Origin of the sequence: Bacillus sp. CH140a_4T (assembly GCF_008923725.1) — a bacterium.
Classification (GTDB): Bacteria; Bacillota; Bacilli; order Bacillales; family Bacillaceae_G; genus Bacillus_A.
This window is the reverse complement of sequence record NZ_WBPF01000005.1, coordinates 816,066-835,338: the sequence shown is the minus strand read 5'-3', so window position 1 is coordinate 835,338 and position 19,273 is coordinate 816,066. Positions and strand designations below refer to the sequence as shown.

The window sequence follows — 19,273 nt, the reverse complement described above, 5'->3', positions numbered from 1 at the left end:
TCCGATTGTAAGGTGGAAATTTTGCAAGAAAGAAATACAATAGAGAGTAGCCGAAAACTGCATATGAGAAAAAGGAATCTAGTTCATTTAGGTGAATAATAGGTAGTATTATAAAATATTTGAAAATTAAAAGATATAGAACAGAATGGATGTACGTTAAGTGAAACTAGATAAAAGAGGGTTCCTATTATGTTAAAGAAATGGTTAATCGTTTTCTTTATTTTTGCTATTTTTTGTGGGAGTGTCGTTGCGCTAATACATGCAAATAAAGGTAAGAAATATGATATAAAGGCATTTTCTAATGTAAATAGTAAGAAAAAGGGCGATATTCAAGAAGTTGATGCGAATGAGAAAAAGCGCTATGAAGTTGTAGCCGGAAAACTAGATCAATATTTAAAAGATAAAGGATTTAATGGGAGTGTACTTGTAGCTAGTAAAGATCATGTGATTTTACGAAAAGGTTATGGGTATGCGAATGTGAAAGATAAAGTAGTCACGACGCCAAGAACGAAATATCGTATTGGTTCTATTACGAAAACAGTAGTTGCAATATCTATTATGCAACTAAAAGAAAAAGGGAAATTAAACATTGAAGACAATGTAAATAAGTATATTTCTTCATTTCCGGCAGATAAAAATATTACGTTACGAAATTTGTTAACACATACGTCTGGGCTGCCAGATCAGGGACAAGGTAGGGTTGATGTGGCGTCACGATTAAAGTTAGTAACGTGGATTGGTGCACAAAAATTGCAATTTCCTGCAGGGACTGGTTGGAAATATACAGATTATAATTATATGGTGCTTGCGTATATTGTAGAAAAAATATCGAATAAACCGCTCGCTGAATATGTGAAAGAAAATATTTTTACGCCTGTTGAAATGTATGAATCTGGAATGGGTGCAACTCTCCCTGAAGATATTTTCTTAGCAGAAGGTTATACGAAAAAAGATAACGAGTTAATAGCTGCACCCCGCTTAAAAATGAACTGGTTGTATGGGTGCGGTGAAATGTATACGACTGTTGAAGATATGAAAAGATTAGATGAGGCTATTATGGATGGAAAACTGCTATCTAAACAAAGTGTATCAGATATGTTTACTGCATCACCTGTAAGAAAATATGGATTTAGTTTCTATACTAATCTAGATTATTATCATAATCATGGTGTATTAGCTGGTTGGAATACATTTAATAATTTTAACCGTGATAAACGAACGTTTGTCATATTATTCTCTAACGTACAAAATGGTATGAATGATACGTTTAATCAGGAGTTTAGGAAAATGGCGAATGATTTAATAGAAGGAAAATAATAATTTTAAAAGTCGGTATTGATATGTAATTATCAATACCGACTTTTTTTATTTCGTAAATTTCAGCGTGCCAAATAAGTAGGTAAGGAAGGTAGTTGAATAAATACATATAATTAGCTAAATGATATGAATGCAAAGAATAATTGGTAATTTTTACATTGGAGAAAAAGCTTGAGCTTCACACTATGTGAAGCTTTACATTATTGGAGATAAGAACAGGAGGTTGAAAAAATGAAAAAAGTAGTAAAGTTTTGCTTAGTAGCTACATTATCCACGGCGATTATTAGTGGTTGTTCTTTTGAAAGTGGTAATGAAAATGTAAAAGGGAAAGAGAGTGAAAAAGTAGAGGTACAGAAAAAGGTTGGAAAATATACGATGCCAGATGAAAAAGATAAACATGAAGGTACATGGCTGCAATGGCCTCATGAATACACATATGGTCAAGAATATAAGCAGGAAGTTGAACCGATTTGGGTTAAGATGGCAAGTGCTTTAACTGAGGGTGAAAAAGTCCATATTGTTGCATACGATGAGGAAGAGAAAGAGCGCATCAATAACCTTTTAATAGATAAAGGACTGAATATGGATAAAATTGATTTCTTTATCGCTCCTACTGATGATGTATGGGCAAGAGATAGTGGACCGATTTTTGTTTATGACAATAATAAAAATCTCAAAATATTAGATCCGGCATTTAATGGTTGGGGAAAGAAAACCCCTTATAAAAATGATGCTCGTATACGTGAAAATGTTAGTAAACAATTAGGGATTGAAAGGATTGATTGGGGGGAATTTGTCCTTGAAGGCGGTGCAATTGAATTAGACAGTAATGGGACTGCTTTATTAACCCGAAGTGCAGTAACAAATAAAAATAGAAATCCAAATTTATCAGAAAAAGAAATTGAAAAATATATAAGTGAGCTAGGAGTATCAAACTTTATTTGGTTAGACGGAGTACCTAATTTAGATATTACTGACTTCCATATCGATGGATTTGCTAAATTTCATGGTAAATCTACCATCGTAACGATGAAAGAAGATGACCTAGCCGAGTGGGGGTTATCAAACAAAGATATGGACACATTGTTAGATGCAAAAAATGCATCAGGACAGAAATATAAGTACGAATACTTACCCCTTAGTAAAGATAAAGTTACTTTAGAAAATGGAAAAGCTCTCGATTATAAGGGATCATATATTAATTATTATATTGGGAATACAGTGGTGTTGGTGCCTAATTATAATGATTCAAATGATAAAATCGCAAACGATACGATTCAGAAGTTATACCCAAATCGTAAAGTAGTTGGTATTGATGTGAGAGAGCTTTATAAAAATGGTGGCATGATACATTGTATTACACAGCAACAACCGATTCATTTGAAGTAATCGATTGAAATGTAGCAACGTACGGACAAAATAGGTACATTGTTACCTTTACCTATTTTGTCATGTTTTATTTTTTGTAAAAAGGGAGTAAGGGTATTGAAAGGAATAATCTTAACTAGCTTCATAATGATAGGATTTATGATGCTATTATTCAAATTCATATTTTCATATAAATTTCTATTATTGTATTTTAAAATCCTGTCAAGAGTCAATTTGCGGCTTAATGACAGCTTTATATTTTTTATATAAATATATAATATTTCTCCGTGCTATAATCCATTCATGAAATGTGCACGTTTCGAACATTGTTATGAAAAGGGAAGTAATTGGCAAAGTGAAATTAGCTATTCAACCATTATTAAAAAGCGAGGTAAATATTATGGAACAAAAACATAATGGAATTATTTTTACTGCAATACCAGATAAATTAAATGAATATTATCGACCATTTTATGAAGACCTGGTTTATTTTAATGAATACTTAAATGAACATAAATCTTTTGCTGATCAACTTGTCTCTTTATCTGTTGAGGAACAAGAATTTCATACAAGCTTTTTTGAGTATGATGATATTTGGTTAAGAGATGTTGCACCAGTTGTAACAAATCATTTAGTTAAATTTAAATATCAACCAAATTACTTACCGAAAGATCAATGGCGATATTTAGATCAACAATTTAATAAATGGTTGAAAAAGAACGACTTTGAATATGTGAAATCTCCATTGATATTAGATGGTGGAAATCTTATTTGGAATAAAAAAGATACTGTTATATTAACGGAACGCATATTTGATGATAATGATGATTGGACGGAAGAAGAAATTATAGAGCAACTGGAATGGGATTTAGATGTGAGCCGAGTTATTATTATTCCTGCTGAAGAAGGAGACGTACTTGGACATGCAGACGGAATGGTTAAATTTATTGATGAACATACGATGTTTATTAGTGATTTTTTAGGGGATCATGAATTTAGATATAATGTTCAAGAAATTATTCAAGAGCAAATGCCAGAAGCTGAATTTATAGTTGTGCCATCGTCATATACAGAGAAAGGGCAATATGACCAAGAAATAGCGTCGGCAAAAGGTTTGTATATAAATATGTTAGAAACATGTGATACGATCTACGTTCCTAAATTTGGATTAGCTAAAGATAAGGAAGTTTTACGGTATATTCAAAAGCATACGGAGAAACAAGCGATTCAAATTCATGTAGGAGAAATATCAACAATGGGAGGCGCAATAAATTGTTTAACGTGGTATTGTCCTCATCATTTGTTACCTTCAAATATGAAGAGATTGAAAAATCAAAATGGGGATTTTTCAGTTAGAAAGATTTTTGATTGGTTTTAAAATAAGCGTATAAGAAAATGTATTCAAGGGGTAAGTATATGTATACAATTACTGAGTTTTCGCGGATTTGTAAAATGAGTACACGGATGCTAAGGCATTATGACAAAGAGGATATATTAAAACCGGCATATGTGAACCCGGAAAATGGGTATAGATATTATGAGCAAGGGCAGTTAGAAATAGCGTTAAAAATAAAAAAGTTGAGAGAGTATAAGTTCCCTCTTCCGAAAATTAAAATCATTCTCCAGTCATCAGATCAAGACTCGTTTGTGAAACATATGCAAGCGCAAATTGTAGAGTTATCTCATGAAGTGAAACAAAATTTACAGGTTATTTCAGAAATGAATGAAATGGTAAATATGAATCATGCTTTAAATACTGCTTGCCATAGAAATTACGATATATTTATTGGAGTGAGAAATGAAATAACAGTAATTGCTCAAAGACTGCAAATAAATATAGATGATATGGATGATTATTTTTATGACTTATATGAAAAAGTACAAAAGAATAAGTTTAAAATTGTCGGTTCGCCCTCTACAGTTTTTTATGATGAAGAGTATATCCCGAATCAGAGCGATATTGAATTAAGAATTCCGATTATGCATGAGAACGATAAAGACGTAGTACAAGAATGCGAAATGAAAAAATTAAATCCGCATCAAATCGTTACTACTATGCATTATGGAAGTTACGACTATATAGGTTACGCTTATATAGCGTTAGAAAAATGGATTGAAAGAAATGGTTATGTAATAGATGATTCGCCATATGAGGTCTACATCAAGGGGCCTGAATGTGATTGTTTAGTAGAGGAATATGTGACACAAATTTGTTTTTTAGTGATGAAAATAGACTAAAGATAAGGATTGACATTAACATTATGTCAATCCTTATTCTATTTATGTAAGTAATTCATCATAATAAAAAGGAGAAAGAATATGAAAAAAACAATCATGATTATTTGTCTGATTTTAAGTGTGACATGGGTTTCAGCGTGTACTCCTGGAGGAGAAGGTGAGAATGGTAGCTTTGTTCTACCTAATCAGTTGCCCAAAAATGTAGTGTTTAAAAATGGTACAATCTATACTTCAAATGACAAGCAAGACATTGTAGAGGCTGTAGCCGTTAAAGAAGGAAAAATTACATTTGTTGGTTCAAATAAGGATGTAGAAGGGTTTATAAATGAAGATACGAAAGTGGTGGATTTACAAGGACGTTTTATTCTCCCTGGTTTTGTGGACAATCATAATCATATATTTGAGGCGAAATCACCAGCTGCAGGGAATTGTAGTGTCTCACCTGATGCTTCGCTGCAAGAACAACGCTCGTATTTAAAGGCTTGTAAAAAAGATGTAAAAGATGGCGAATGGATAAGTGGAACAGGATTTAGTTTGGAAGAGTTGTTAAAAGATATGGACGCAAAATCAGAACAACAAACGCCATTACAAGTTCTTGATGAGTTATTTCCTAATAACCCTGTATTAATTATGGAAAGAACTTCTCATTCTGTATGGGTTAATTCAAAAGCATTGGAAGTAGCAGGAATAAATAAAGAGATGAAAGATCCGCAAGGCGGAAGAATTATTCGGGATCCAGAAACAGGAGAACCTTTCGGGCTTCTGTATGATACAGCAGGGGATATCTTAATGGAAAAAGCATGGAATTCCCAGTCAAATCTCTTTGAAAAAAATTATGACGGTTTGCTGGATGGATTAGATGAGGTTGCGAAGAATGGGATTACTACAGTCGGCGATGGACGTCTCTATTGGAAACGAGGCTGGTTAGATGTTTGGAATAAAGTTAACGATGAGAAAAAGTTAACGTCGCGAGTAGTACTTCGCCCGTGGGTATATCCAAATTTAAATGAAGCAGAACAAATGGAGTACTTCAAAAAAATTAAGCGTGATGATGTATCATCTCGAATGCTTATCAATCAAGTGAAAATGTATAGTGATGGAATTAGCATTAACAGCACAGCTAAAACACTAGAAAAATATAAATTTGAATGGTTTAAAGGAACCCCGTATGGCTTGAACTATATTCCAGAAGAAAAGATGAAGTGGTGGTTGACGGAACTGAATAAAATTGGTTACGGTGCACTCATTCATACGATTGGAGATGGCGGGGTAAGAGAGAGTTTAAATGCAATTGAAGCAGCGAAAAAAGAAGGGGCGAATCAGCCTTATACGCTTACGCATGTTGAAATGGTAGAAGATAGTGATATAAATCGTTTTGCTAAGTTAGGTATTAGTGCTGATTTCCAAGTAGGTCATGATTTTGCAGAAGATCCTAAACAAAGCTGGGCGAGTGCGTATTTTACAAATCAACAGATGGAACGAATTATGCCGTTAGGACGCATTTGGAAAACAGGAGCAAACGTATCACTTAGTAGTGATTGGGATGTAAATGAACTAAATCCACTTGTGACGATTTCGAATGCGCTAAGTATTGAAGAGAAAGGCTTATCTGATATATATGCAGCGATTGATGCTTATACGATTAAGCCCGCCAAAGCATTAGGCCTTGATAAAATTACTGGTTCAATTGAAGTAGGTAAATCAGCCGATATGATATTACTAAATGAAGATATTACTAAAATGAGTGTCGATAAGATTCCAAATGCGAAAGTTTTAGTGACGGTTTTACAAGGAGAAGTAGTGTATCACAAGGAGAAATAAAGAGACACCTTATAAAGTAGTTACAAGTACATGAATATATTTCTGTTGACCTTAACACGATGTCAAAGTTTAGACTGACCTTACATTCGAAGAAGGGGTGAACATGTATGAAAAAAAGTTTATTTTATATGCCTGCTGAGTGGGAGAAACATGAGGGGACATGGCTCCAATGGCCTCATGATAAAGCTCATAGAGGTGAAGGTTACAGAGCTAAGCTAGATGATATTTGGGTAACGATGGCAAAGGAGCTTCATTATGGAGAAACTGTTCATATTGTTGTATATGATGAGGAAGAAAAAGTACATGTCCAATCGAAGTTAATGGAAGCGAAAGTGGATATGGATCAAATTGATTTCTTAATTCAAGAGACGGATGATGTGTGGATAAGGGATAATGGACCGATCTTTGTAAAAGATAAGGAAGGTAATCTCTGCTTAACACACTGGGTTTTTAATGGTTGGGGTGAGAAATATCCGTATGAAAATGATGCTGTTATTCCGGCAAAAATAAGTGAAACGTATAGCATTCCAAAAGTTAATTCTAGTGTCTGTCTAGAGGGCGGGGGAATAGAGATAAACGGAAATGGCACCTTAATGGCAGCAAAAACTTCTATTATAAATGAAAATCGAAATCCTACAATAAGTCAGGAAGAGATTGAAATGGAGTTAACGAAGCATTTGGGGGTCACGAATTTTATATGGATAACGGGCATTCGCGGTGAGGATAATTATGATGAAGATACAGACTACCATATTGATGGAGCAGCACGTTTTGTAAATGAAAATACGATTCTTTATGAATATGATCCTTTCGGGGAAAGCGAATCATACCTTTTGGAGGCATACGAAAAGCATTATCAAGAATTGCGACAAGCAAAAAATATAGATGGACAACCATTTCAGCTTATACCAGTACCGGTGACAAGAAAAATGGTAAAAGAAGCAGACTGTAAGGGCTCATATTTGAATTTTTATATTGGAAATGAAGTTGTATTAGTTCCTATATATGGCGATGAGCATGACAAGTTAGGGCTTCAAATTATTGAAGGGCAGTTTCCGGGAAGAAGAATTGTCGGTATTTATGTAAATAAACTGTTCGCGTATGGTGGCATGATTCACTGTGTGACGCAGCAACATTTAGCATAAAGCAACCGAAATGAAAAAAGCATGCAGAGTATTACACTCCGCATGCTTTTTATAATGCTGAAAACTCTTCAACAAGTGAGCTAAATCGATTTAGTGCACTTTCAATCGGTTCTGGCGTAGTTAAATCAACACCAGTTTTTTTCAGTAAGTTTAAAGGATAGTCAGAACTTCCACCTTTAAGGAATTCAATATAATGTTTTTGAGCATTTGGATCGCCGCTCAATAATTTGTCGGCAATTTGGATTGCAGAAGCGAATCCAGTTGCATATTTGTACACATAAAATGGACGATAGAAATGCGGTATTCTAGCCCATCCATATTTTACTTCTTCGTCAAATACGAGGGAGTCGCCATTGTACTCTCTAAATAAGTTTTCATAAACTTCGCTAAAGACTTGGGCATTTAATGGTTTACCTTGCTGAGCCATTTCATGAGTGATTTTTTCAAACTCAGCGAACATGATTTGTGTAAAGAAAGTGCCTTTAAATTTGTCGATGAAATGGTTTACTAAATGATTACGTACATTAGCATCTTTTGCTTCTTTTAATAAATGATGAATTAATAGTACTTCGTTTACTGTTGAAGCGACTTCTGCGACAAAAATAGTATAGTGTGCAGAAATTCTTGGTTGGTATCCGTGTGAGTAATGCGTATGCATACCATGTCCACATTCATGAGTAAGAGTGAAAAGGCTATTTAAATCATCGTGATGATTTAAAAGAATGAAAGGATGAACACCATATACACCAAAGTTATAAGCGCCGGAACGTTTTCCGGGTGTTTCTCTCACATCGATATAACGTTTATCTTTAAAGCTTTTTAATGTTTCAATATACTCTTCGCCTAATGGAGCTAGTGATTCAATCATAATGTCAAACGCTTTATCGTATGGAATGTCTTGTTTTACACCAGCTACTAAATCAACGCTTAAGTCGTATTGACGTAGTTCATCTACATGTAATTTTTCTTTTCGAAGTTCATTATAAGTATGTAGTGATTGAATATTTTTTTTCGTCGTCTCAATTAAATTTTCATAAACTTCTTTCGGAACCATGTCGCCAAATAATGACTTTTCTAAAGCTGATGGATAGTTTCTTAGCTTTGAAACAGTAACATTATTTTTAATAGCAGCAGATAGAGTAGAAGCGATAGAATTTTTTAATTGTACGTATGGCTTGTAATAAGCTTTATAGGCTTCTTTACGTTTCTCGCGATCCTCATCTTCTATTAACTTTGCATACATTCCACGTGTTAAATTTACTTTCTCTCCATCATCAGTCGTAATTTCACCAAATAGAATATCCGCATTATTTAACATGCCATATGTATGCTGAGGAGAGGAAAGTGCTTCGCCCATTTGTGATAAAATCTCTTCTTGGTCCTTATTCAATACGTGTTTTTTATAACGGTATAATTCAAATAAGTCTTCTTTATAATATTGTAAGCCTTCTGCCTCTTCTATGTAAGAATGTAATGTGTTTTCATCTACGCTAAGTAAGAATGGAGAAAAGAAAGATTTAGCCGCGCTTACTTTCACATGTAATTGTGACACTTTATCGACAAGAGATTGAGCGTCAGTATCGCGCGTATCAAGGTCAGATTGTAATCGTGCATAAGCGAACATTAAAGATATTATGCTAGATATTTCTTCACTCTTTGTTAAATAAGCTAATAAACTATTACCATCGTAAATATTTCCATTAAACTCGTGTAATTCTTTCGTTAATACTTCAATTTTATGAAAATCACTTTCCCAGTCTTCAATGCTATGGTAGATATCCGTTAAATCCCATTTTTCTTTCTCATCTACTTGTAGTCGATCTTTAAGTTCAGTCATAATCATTTCCTTTCTAAATATGTAGTTATATTCCTATATAACTATGAAATACAACAAATTGCAAAAAATCCCTGCTGGAAAATGAAAAGCCTTGCTAAAATGGCAAGGCTTAAAAAATTATAATGTAATTCCGAATTTTGCATGTAAAAGATTTTTATATTGCACATCTGTAACATGTTCTTTCGTTTTTTTACCGCTTTTCGCTATTGTTAGACTATCCTTTGTTAAAGATGCATGCCCATCTTCAGTTAGTTTTACAATAAGAGGTACTTTGTTAAATGGTGAGTCCTCATGTTCAACGATAATTTTTTGTGCCGCATTTGCTTTTTCTTCATTCACTTCTTCTATATAAAATGCATATCCTAACGTCCAATCATCAGTAGAAGATTGATCCAAAAACTCATTGTTTTTACGCATCTCTAACATGTAGTTGCCCTTTTCGGTCATTTCTTTACGAATACGATAATTTCCTGTAACGGAGTGAATGACTTCACCTGAGAAAGGGATAGGAGCAAGAGGTAAGTATGAGCCGAATCCTACTTCAATTAAATAAAGTTCATTATGATGTGTTAAAACGGTTGCGATATGGCCAGAATCAACAGCCCATATAGAATTTGCAGCATTGTACACTGTTCCTGAAATGAGATGAACATCAAATCCAGCCTCTTTAAGGAAGTAATACATAGTAGGATTGAGTTCATAACAAAGACCGCCACGGTTGTTCACTAAAATTTTTTCTTTTAGATTTTCTTTTGATATTTCTGTAAAGTTGTTTTCGAGAATATTTAAGTTTTCAAAAGGGACAGTTTGTGCCATCGCGTACATAATGTTAGGTAAATCTTCGAATGAAACTTTGTGTATTTCTTCTATATGTAATCGCGCAAAAAAATGTTTTTGAAAGTCCGTCATAGAAATCCCTCCGTTATGCTTTTATAGATAAATTGTAAACAATTTTGAATAAGATGTGAAATAAAAACTACGGTGAAGTATTTGTTGAATATTTGAAGTTAGATTAAAAAATAATGTGGGAGAGTGAGAGATTGCTACTTTACTAATTGTAGAACGAATATTATAATAATTCCGATAAGCTATGCAAACGTTTTCTTTGAAGGGGATGGTGTAAATATGTTGAAAAAAATAACAGTAGTCGGCTTGTCGGTTGTTTTGTTTTTACCTAGTATACATGGGGGAAGTAAAGTGTATGCAGATACGGTTAACAATGGAACGTTAATGCAGTATTTTGAGTGGTATGCTCCGAATGATGGTAATCATTGGAAGCGCTTGCATTCAAATGCTGAAAATTTAGCTCAAAAAGGAATTACATCTGTTTGGATACCACCTGCATATAAAGGAACTACGCAAAATGATGTAGGATATGGAGCGTATGATCTATATGATTTAGGGGAATTCAATCAAAAAGGAACGGTGCGGACGAAATATGGGACAAAAGCACAGTTGAAATCTGCAATTGAAGCTTTACATAAGCAAAACATCGATGTATATGGCGATGTAGTTATGAATCATAAAGGTGGAGCGGATTATACTGAAAATGTAACAGCTGTTGAGGTAGACCGTAACAATCGAAATATTGAAGTATCAGGTGATTATGAAATTAATGCATGGACGGGGTTTAACTTTCCAGGGCGCGGAGATACTCATTCTAATTTTAAATGGAAATGGTATCATTTTGATGGAACGGATTGGGATGAAGGAAGGAAATTAAATCGAATTTATAAATTTAGGGGGATAGGTAAAGCGTGGGACTGGGAAGTGTCTAGCGAGAATGGAAATTATGATTATTTGATGTATGCAGATCTTGATTTTGATCATCCAGATGTTGCGAATGAGATGAAAAATTGGGGGACGTGGTATGCGAATGAATTAAATTTAGATGGCTTTCGTTTAGATGCTGTTAAACATATTGATCATGAATATTTACGCGATTGGGTAAATCATGTCAGACAGCAAACGGGGAAAGAAATGTTTACGGTGGCTGAATATTGGCAAAATGATATCCAGACTTTAAATAATTATTTAGCAAAAGTCAATTATAATCAATCTGTATTTGATGCACCACTTCACTATAATTTTCATTATGCTTCAAAAGGAAATGGGAATTATGATATGAGAAGTATTTTAAATGGAACAGTAATGCAAAATCACCCTGCACTCGCAGTTACTCTCGTTGAGAATCATGATTCTCAGCCCGGACAGTCATTGGAATCTGTAGTAAGTCCGTGGTTTAAACCGTTGGCATATGCATTTATTTTAACTCGTGCAGAGGGCTATCCTTCAGTTTTCTATGGTGATTACTATGGAACAAACGGAAATAGTAGTTATGAAATCCCAGCGTTAAAAGATAAAATTGATCCGATTTTGACGGCACGAAAAAACTTTGCATATGGTACGCAGCGTGATTATTTAGACCATCCAGATGTAATTGGATGGACAAGAGAAGGTGATGGTGTACATGCGGATTCTGGTCTAGCGACATTAATCTCAGATGGGTCAGGAGGATCAAAGTGGATGGAAGTTGGAAAGAATAACGCAGGAGAAGTATGGTACGATATGACGGGTAATCAAACAAATACTGTAACAATTAATAAGGACGGATGGGGACAGTTCCATGTAAGTGGAGGATCGGTTTCCATATATGTTCAGAAGTAAATTGGTGATAAAAAAGAAGAGGAAGACTGAAATATAAGTCTTCCTCTTCTTTTTATATTGTTATCATTCCTAGATTTTTATTTTCATAAATGAATTAGTCGACTTTTAAAACAACGAGAGATGCGTTGGAATAAATAATATCACCCGTGGCTTCTCTTATTCGTACTCGAAGAACATCTCCTTGGTTTAAAGGTAATAAATCAGTTCTGGCGGATGTAGCTCTTACCCCAGAACCACCAGCAACTCGTGTTTCAATTGCGAATTGAATCGAATCGTTTATTGTAAGATTTAATATACCGGACGAAATAGCTTGTATCGCAAATACGATTGAAAAGGATATAGCGTATACACCAGTGGTATTAATTGTAATGGAGTTGTCTACTGGGTTTAGAGTAGTTCCACTAACAGGTCCTGGAATGGTGAAATTAACATTTGTATTAACTACTGCTGAAAAACCGATACCTATTTCAGAAGTTATTGTTCCAAATATGGGCAAGGTCCCTAAACCGGTTGCTCCAGTGGGACCAGTTAACCCAATTCCGGTAGGTCCTGTAACTCCAGTAGGACCAGTTATTCCAATTCCGGTAGGTCCTGTAACCCCAGTAGGACCAGTTATTCCAATTCCGGTAGGCCCTGTAACTCCAGTAGGACCAGTTATTCCAATTCCGGTAGGCCCTGTAACTCCAGTAGGACCAGTTATTCCAATTCCGGTAGGCCCTGTAACCCCAGTAGGACCAGTTATTCCAATTCCGGTAGGTCCTGTAACCCCAGTAGGACCAGTTATCCCAATTCCGGTAGGTCCTGTGATTCCAGTAGGTCCGGTAGGGAATGTAAATGGTGGAATTGGTGGTAGTGTGGGGCCGATTAAATCTGGTTCAAGAGCAGGTCCATGTAAAATAATATATTGTTCGTTCATATAGTAACCTCCTATGATTGCTTGTCATAATTATTAAATGTATTAGGGAAAGTAAATGACATTCGCAATAGCGGAGGCGCTTTTTTAATTTTTTTGCAGTGAAATTAAAGTTATTACTTTAAAGTTCGATACAATAAAAAACAGTATTGTGATTGCTATAGAATTAAATATTAGTATGTTTTTAACGTGATTTAAATAGATATGATATTTGCTTTACGATAAAATGAATATAGTGTAAAATTACACTATAAGTGTAAAATGATAATAAATGGGTGTTTTTACACTTGTAGTTATTAAAAGAAGTTCTTTATATAAATCGTAATTTAAAATTGATAAGGAAACTTTTGTATAGGAAGTAGTAGCAAAAGGAGAGGCAATATGAAAAGAACAATAATGAAATATAGCATAATGTTTAGTTTACTACTATTAACATCATGTGATATATCGGATGAAGAAATTGAACAAACAGCAAAAAGTTATACAAAAGCTGAGTATGGTATGTCTGTTAAATTAAACAGTGTTGAAACATTGGATAATGGAAAGGATTTCCTTGGTCCAAAGTGGCGGATAGTTACTGTACAGCAAGTTGATGAACCGTATTTGCAATTTCAAATTTCTTTCGAGGGACAAGTCTCTCCAAAAGTAAATAATGATAACTATAAAATAAAAAAAGAAGCAAATAATTTACAAGAAAGATTCAATACATATTATGAAAAAAGAGAGAATAATACTATGCTTATTTTCAATCGAATACAGGCGGGGGATACTGTTTTCGATAAAAGTGAAGAGAAAGAAATAGCGAAGAAAAATTTGAAGCAGTATTATACAGTAGTTTTTAGAAGTAATACTGTTTTAGATGTAAACAATCCTGTACATATGGAAACAGTAGCGGAGGCTGCAAGAAGTGTAAGGGAATTCAATAAAACGATTGAAAATAGTAAGAGTAGTGTGGGAGAGATAACGATCCAGCTACCCAATATTAATAAGGATGTTTTACAACATATTGCGGTAGAGTATTTAGTAACGGCTGAAGATGCGAAAAATACCCTTGAGAAAAGAAATGAGTATATAAAGATTTTACAATATATAAAGTAAAAGAGTATTATCAGAAAAAGATGTCCTTAGTAAGGTATGAAAGGTAATAGTCTGACACCTTTACTTCTCACAAAACATATAGTATGATGATTTCAGTAAATTAGATTTCAATGACTATAATATAAATTAATGAGAGGTGCTTTTTGTGAGTGCGGTAGGTACTAAATAGGAAAAATTTAATGAAATAAATCGGATAAGAACAGGGGATTTTTATGTATACCATACCCCTAATTTTGTCATGGATTTATTTCGATACCTATGAAGATACCTACAATACTTTATAAAGCGTGTAATAATGGGATTGCCAACTGCTTTTTTATGGCTTATTTCCTCATATGTTATTACTCATGCCTTGTAAATGTAAAAGCTGCGGTATCCCCGCAGCTTTTTTACGTATATTTTTAATGTATAAAAATGGTAATTGAATCATGTAGGGCTCATTGGAATCTAATGGGTAGGTATCTTCATTTATGATAAAAATCAATCATAGTGAGGAGAAACAAAATGAATACGATGACTTTTGAAAAGTTACAATATAACGAATTAAAGGATATAGTGAAATCTTATTGTGTAAGTGGATTAGGTAAGGAATTATTAAATAAATTAGAACCGAGTACGAGTATAAAAGTAGTGAGGAATCGCTTGAATGAAACGACGGAAGCACGAGCTATAGTAGATGCAGAAGGGCATGTTCCTTTCTTCGGTATTTCAAATATTGGTAGTACAATTCAAAAATTAGAAAAAGGGATGATTTTAGATCCTGAAGAGTTAGTAAGTGTTTCAGACTTTTTACGCGGCTGTAGAAAGATTAAAAAGTTTATGTTAGATAAAGAATTTTTTGCGCCAGTATTAGCTTCTTATGCAAATTCAATGACTGAATTTAAAAGTATTGAAGAGGAAATTAATTTTTCCATTAAAGGAAATAGCATTGATGCAGCTGCTAGTAAAGAGCTAAAAAGAATTCGAAATAACATTGATTCGGTAGATGGAAAAATAAAAGAACGTTTAACAAAGTTTTTAAATAGTAGTACGAATAAGAAGTATATTCAAGAATTCTTTATTAGTAAGAAGGATGATAGGTATACAATTCCAATTAAATCTTCTTATAAAAATCAAGTTGCGGGAAGTATAGTTGAAGCGTCTGCTAAAGGTTCTACTGTATTTATAGAACCGCATACGGTTACAAAGTTAAATGCGGAACTCGCAAGTTTGAAAGCAGAAGAAGCGATGGAAGAGTATCAAATTTTAGCGACTTTATCAGGAATGGTGTTAGAAAACATTTATAGTATAAAGATTAACATGGAGTTAATTAGTCAATATGATATGGTATTTGCGAAAGCGAAGTTTAGTAAATCAATCGATGGAATAGAGCCGAAGTTAAATGATCATGGCTACATTCATTTAGTAAATTGTAAGCATCCACTTTTAAGTGGGAAAGTAGTACCGTTAAACTTTGAAATCGGTCAAAACTATCGTAGTTTAATTATTACAGGACCAAATGCAGGCGGGAAAACAATTGTATTAAAAACAATCGGATTGTTAACTTTAGCGACAATGTCAGGTTTGCACATTGCTGGAGATAAAGAAACAGAAATTGCTATTTTCGAAAATGTGTTTGTAGATATTGGTGATAATCAAAGTCTCGAAAATGCACTAAGTACATTTTCATCTCATATGAAAAATCTATCTGAAATTATGAGGATGTCAAATAATAATACGTTGCTGCTATTTGATGAAATAGGAAGTGGGACTGAACCGAATGAAGGGGCAGCACTTGCAATTTCTATTTTAGAGGAGTTTTATCTTGCGGGATGTATTACAGTTGCGAGTACGCATTACGGTGAAATTAAACGATTCTCAGAAATGCATGATGATTTTATGAACGCAGCGATGCAGTTTAATAGTGAGACGCTAGAACCACTTTATAAATTAGTGATCGGTAAATCAGGAGAAAGTAATGCACTTTGGATTGCGAATAAAATGAACGTAAGAGAGCGTGTACTGCAAAGAGCGAAAGCGTATATGGGAAATAAAGAATATGCTCTAGAAAAAGTGAATGAAAGTAAAATTAGAAAACCGAAATTTGTGCAAGAAAAAAGAGAAAACCATTACGAGTACAAAATCGGCGATCGTGTAAATGTATTAGATTATGATGATTTTGGTATTATCTATAAGGAAATAGATAATTTCTATAACGTCGTTGTATATTATAACGGTGAATTTGTTGAAGTGAATGTAAAACGTATCACTTTAGAGGTAGCAGCAAAGGAATTATACCCAGAGGGATATGATTTAAATACACTATTTGTCGATTATAAAGAAAGAAAAATGCAACATGATATAGAGCGCGGATCGAAAAAAGCGCTTCGTAAAATCCAAAAAGAAATAAGGAAGAATAGAGGCTAAGTTAAAATGGTAACGATTAGACAAGAACAAAAAAACGATTATAGAAAAACAGAAGAAGTTGTACAACAAGCATTTTTACATGAAGAATTTAGCGATAAAACAGAACATGCACTTGTAAAACGTATTAGAGAATGTGACGCGTTTATTCCTGAATTATCAATCGTTGCAGTAGATGAGGAAATCGTTGGTCACATTATGTTATCCAAAATTACGATTGAACAGGATGGAACTTCTGTAGAATCGTTAGCACTTGCACCGGTTTCAGTTGCTCCAAATCATCAGAAAAAAGGAATTGGCGGAAAACTTATTGTAGCTGCGTTAGAAAAAGCGAAAGAACTTGGATACGGATCAGTTGTAGTGTTAGGACATTCAGAGTACTATCCGAAATTTGGCTTTAAGAAAGCAAGTGAGTGGAATATAAAAGCACCATTTGAAGTGCCAGATGAAGTGTTTATGGTGATTGAGCTAAGCGAGAACGCTCTGCAAGGTGTAGAAGGAGTTGTGCAATATTCGAGTGCTTTTGCTGAGTAAGAGTATCGGTTGAAAATACAATCATAAAAGATGCTATCTTTTTGTAGGGATATACAGAAAGATAGCTTTTTTATTAAGTAAATTTACTTACGTATATTTTGCTCAATGAATAATTAAGGTGGTAAAATTGATATAGAAATGTAAAGGGAGAGAATTGAATGAAGAATCGAGAAACAGATAGCAATGAGAATGTAGTTACGTTATATGTGACAAGACACGGTAAAACAATATTAAATACGAACCATCGCGCACAAGGTTGGGCAGACTCTCCGTTAGTAGAAAAAGGTGTGGAAGTTGCCTCTAATTTAGGAATGGGATTAAAAGATGTTCATTTTGCGAATGCATATAGTAGTGATAGCGGCCGAGCGATTGAAACTGCTAATTTAGTATTAAAATATAGTGAGCAATCAAAGTTGAAACTTGAGAAAAGAAAAAATTTACGAGAATTAAATTTCGGTATTTTTGAAGGTGAGAAACTTGATAATATGTGGGAAACGATTGGTAAAGCTGCGGGCGTTTCATCACCAGAAGAACTTATGAAGTTTTCTATTCAAGAAGTGATTAATCTTATTAGAGCAGCAGATCCTACGAAACAGGCGGAAGATTGGGAATTATTTTCTACTCGTATAAAAACAGAGATTGATAAAATTAGTGAAGAAGCTGCTGGAAATGGAGCTGGCAACGTTTTAGTTGTCGTTCATGGGCTTTTGATTACTGCTTTAATAGAAATGTTAGACAGCAGCAAAACAAAACTTGGAGTGGAAAATGCTAGTGTGACGAAGATTGTATATCAAGATGGAACATACACAGTCGAGTCTGTTGGAGATATGAGTTATGTTGCAAAAGGGAAAGAAAGTGTGGAAATATAAAAAAATCATATAGAAATAAGAAAAGGAAGCTAGAGAAATCTAGCTTCCTTTTCTTATTTCTATTTATAAAATTAGGTTAGGATATTTTGGTGAAAATATCCATTATGTAGCGTGTTTCTTTGTTCAACAATTGGATCATTTAATTGAATAAGGGTGTAACTTTTTGAATAGGGTTGCTTTGTTGAAAAGGATATCTCCAATTTTTAACGAATACAGGGTTATAAATAAGAAAAAGTGGTGAGATAAATAGGGAGAGAATTTAATTTCTTTTTGGAAAATAAAACGGAAAAATGTATCATTAACAGGCTTCAGAGCGCGGGGTGTGTTTTCGCAGAAGATGAGGCCCGGTTACTTATGTCAGAGGCACAAACACCAGAGGACCTAAAGAAAATGGTGGAAATGCGGGCCCATGGTTTACCACTTGAATATGTTGTTGGATACGCAGCTTTCTGTGGATTGCGGATAGAAGAGTGGACCGAGGTGTTTTCGTGCCTCGTCACCGTACAGAGTTTCTTGTTCACCAGGCAAAAGCCCTGTCATGTTTTGATGATATCGTCGTTGATCTATGTTGCGGGTCAGGGGCTGTGGGTATAGCTCTGGTGAAAGCTTTAGGACGAGTTGAATTGTATTCTGTTGATATTGACCCTGTCGCAGTCCGATGTGCAAGCCGCAACGTAACAAATTTTGGTGGCCATGTTTTTGAAGGTGACTTGTATAATGCCTTGCCTCATTCACTTAAAGGTCGTGTGAATACCCTAGTTGCAAACGTACCATATGTTCCTACCAAGGCAATAAAGCTGCTCCCACAGGAAGCTCGCCTACATGAACCAAAGATAGCGCTTGACGGGGGAGAGGATGGACTTCACATTCAGCGAAGAGTAGCAAAAGAAGCATTTCTCTGGCTAGCACCGGGAGGACATCTTTTAATAGAAACGAGCGAAATGCAGGCAACACAGACCTTTGCAATTTTTGCTGATGCTGGGCTTACTCCGAAATTGGCTAGAGATGAGGAACTAGACGCTACTGTCGTTATAGGAGTGAATTCTCGTTTTTAGCATAAATT

14 protein-coding genes and 1 pseudogene are annotated in these 19,273 nt (G+C 34.4%); 12 read left to right on the top strand and 3 right to left on the bottom strand.

All coding sequences use genetic code 11. The features are described from left to right. The first annotated feature begins 189 nt into the window (after window positions 1–189). The 6 genes from F8162_RS05340 (at window position 190) to F8162_RS05315 (ending at window position 7,889) form a co-directional block, all read left to right on the top strand. Complete coding sequence (locus F8162_RS05340; protein ID WP_151634363.1) at window positions 190–1,317, top strand: serine hydrolase domain-containing protein; 1,128 nt, start codon at window positions 190–192, stop codon at window positions 1,315–1,317. A 231-nt stretch (window positions 1,318–1,548) separates the two neighbouring features. Next, on the top strand, window positions 1,549–2,706 hold the full coding sequence (locus F8162_RS05335; RefSeq protein ID WP_151634365.1) for an agmatine/peptidylarginine deiminase: 1,158 nt from the start codon (window positions 1,549–1,551) through the stop codon (window positions 2,704–2,706). Window positions 2,707–3,085: 379 nt separating this feature from the next. Beyond that, the gene (locus tag F8162_RS05330) at window positions 3,086–4,063 is read left to right on the top strand and encodes an agmatine deiminase family protein (RefSeq protein ID WP_151634367.1); all 978 of its coding nucleotides are present in this window, start codon (window positions 3,086–3,088) and stop codon (window positions 4,061–4,063) included. A 38-nt stretch (window positions 4,064–4,101) separates the two neighbouring features. Further along, window positions 4,102–4,923 carry a MerR family transcriptional regulator gene (locus F8162_RS05325; protein ID WP_151634369.1) on the top strand — a complete coding sequence of 274 codons (822 nt, stop codon included), beginning with the start codon at window positions 4,102–4,104 and terminating at the stop codon, window positions 4,921–4,923. A gap of 81 nt (window positions 4,924–5,004) precedes the next feature. Then, window positions 5,005–6,744, top strand: a complete 1,740-nt coding sequence (locus F8162_RS05320) for an amidohydrolase (protein WP_151634371.1) — start codon at window positions 5,005–5,007, stop codon at window positions 6,742–6,744. 107 nt (window positions 6,745–6,851) lie between these two features. Beyond that, window positions 6,852–7,889, top strand: coding sequence for an agmatine/peptidylarginine deiminase (locus F8162_RS05315; protein WP_151634373.1), 1,038 nt, complete (start codon window positions 6,852–6,854; stop codon window positions 7,887–7,889). 49 nt (window positions 7,890–7,938) lie between these two features. On the opposite strand, the gene pepF is transcribed toward F8162_RS05315, so the two are convergent. Further along, a complete protein-coding gene (gene pepF, locus F8162_RS05310) occupies window positions 7,939–9,726 on the bottom strand; it encodes an oligoendopeptidase F (protein WP_151634375.1) in 1,788 nt (595 codons plus the stop codon). Between the two features lie 117 nt (window positions 9,727–9,843). Beyond that, on the bottom strand, window positions 9,844–10,635 hold the full coding sequence (locus F8162_RS05305) for an arylamine N-acetyltransferase family protein (protein WP_151634377.1): 792 nt from the start codon (window positions 10,633–10,635) through the stop codon (window positions 9,844–9,846). A gap of 216 nt (window positions 10,636–10,851) precedes the next feature. Between F8162_RS05305 and amyS the strand changes: the two genes are divergently transcribed. Continuing rightward, window positions 10,852–12,393, top strand: a complete 1,542-nt coding sequence (gene amyS / locus F8162_RS05300; protein ID WP_151634379.1) for an alpha-amylase — start codon at window positions 10,852–10,854, stop codon at window positions 12,391–12,393. Window positions 12,394–12,487: 94 nt separating this feature from the next. On the opposite strand, the gene F8162_RS05295 is transcribed toward amyS, so the two are convergent. Next, window positions 12,488–13,309: an exosporium leader peptide-containing protein gene (locus F8162_RS05295; protein ID WP_151869322.1), complete on the bottom strand. Its 822-nt coding sequence runs from the start codon at window positions 13,307–13,309 to the stop codon at window positions 12,488–12,490. Window positions 13,310–13,687: 378 nt separating this feature from the next. On the opposite strand from F8162_RS05295, the gene F8162_RS05290 reads away from it, so the two are divergent. From F8162_RS05290 to F8162_RS05270, 5 genes and pseudogenes are all read left to right on the top strand, one after another. Further along, a complete protein-coding gene (locus tag F8162_RS05290) occupies window positions 13,688–14,404 on the top strand; it encodes a hypothetical protein (protein WP_151634381.1) in 717 nt (238 codons plus the stop codon). A gap of 504 nt (window positions 14,405–14,908) precedes the next feature. Beyond that, window positions 14,909–16,810 carry an endonuclease MutS2 gene (locus tag F8162_RS05285; RefSeq protein ID WP_151634383.1) on the top strand — a complete coding sequence of 634 codons (1,902 nt, stop codon included), beginning with the start codon at window positions 14,909–14,911 and terminating at the stop codon, window positions 16,808–16,810. A gap of 6 nt (window positions 16,811–16,816) precedes the next feature. Next, window positions 16,817–17,341 carry a GNAT family N-acetyltransferase gene (locus F8162_RS05280; protein ID WP_151634385.1) on the top strand — a complete coding sequence of 175 codons (525 nt, stop codon included), beginning with the start codon at window positions 16,817–16,819 and terminating at the stop codon, window positions 17,339–17,341. Window positions 17,342–17,499: 158 nt separating this feature from the next. After that, a complete protein-coding gene (locus F8162_RS05275; RefSeq protein WP_151634387.1) occupies window positions 17,500–18,210 on the top strand; it encodes a histidine phosphatase family protein in 711 nt (236 codons plus the stop codon). A 390-nt stretch (window positions 18,211–18,600) separates the two neighbouring features. After that, window positions 18,601–19,265 (top strand): annotated as a pseudogene (locus F8162_RS05270) (putative protein N(5)-glutamine methyltransferase). Window positions 19,266–19,273: the final 8 nt, after the last annotated feature.

Excerpts from the sequence above, each read along its gene's own strand:
- F8162_RS05330 (WP_151634367.1), top strand. The coding sequence starts at position 3,086 with ATGGAACAAAAACATAATGGAATTATTTTTACTGCAATACCAGATAAA.
- F8162_RS05295 (WP_151869322.1), bottom strand. The coding sequence starts at position 13,309 with ATGAACGAACAATATATTATTTTACATGGACCTGCTCTTGAACCAGAT.
- F8162_RS05335 (WP_151634365.1), top strand. The coding sequence starts at position 1,549 with ATGAAAAAAGTAGTAAAGTTTTGCTTAGTAGCTACATTATCCACGGCG.
- F8162_RS05280 (WP_151634385.1), top strand. The coding sequence starts at position 16,817 with ATGGTAACGATTAGACAAGAACAAAAAAACGATTATAGAAAAACAGAA.
- F8162_RS05320 (WP_151634371.1), top strand. The coding sequence starts at position 5,005 with ATGAAAAAAACAATCATGATTATTTGTCTGATTTTAAGTGTGACATGG.
- pepF (WP_151634375.1), bottom strand. The coding sequence starts at position 9,726 with ATGACTGAACTTAAAGATCGACTACAAGTAGATGAGAAAGAAAAATGG.
- amyS (WP_151634379.1), top strand. The coding sequence starts at position 10,852 with ATGTTGAAAAAAATAACAGTAGTCGGCTTGTCGGTTGTTTTGTTTTTA.
- F8162_RS05285 (WP_151634383.1), top strand. The coding sequence starts at position 14,909 with ATGAATACGATGACTTTTGAAAAGTTACAATATAACGAATTAAAGGAT.
- F8162_RS05290 (WP_151634381.1), top strand. The coding sequence starts at position 13,688 with ATGAAAAGAACAATAATGAAATATAGCATAATGTTTAGTTTACTACTA.
- F8162_RS05305 (WP_151634377.1), bottom strand. The coding sequence starts at position 10,635 with ATGACGGACTTTCAAAAACATTTTTTTGCGCGATTACATATAGAAGAA.
- F8162_RS05315 (WP_151634373.1), top strand. The coding sequence starts at position 6,852 with ATGAAAAAAAGTTTATTTTATATGCCTGCTGAGTGGGAGAAACATGAG.
- F8162_RS05275 (WP_151634387.1), top strand. The coding sequence starts at position 17,500 with ATGAAGAATCGAGAAACAGATAGCAATGAGAATGTAGTTACGTTATAT.
- F8162_RS05325 (WP_151634369.1), top strand. The coding sequence starts at position 4,102 with ATGTATACAATTACTGAGTTTTCGCGGATTTGTAAAATGAGTACACGG.
- F8162_RS05340 (WP_151634363.1), top strand. The coding sequence starts at position 190 with ATGTTAAAGAAATGGTTAATCGTTTTCTTTATTTTTGCTATTTTTTGT.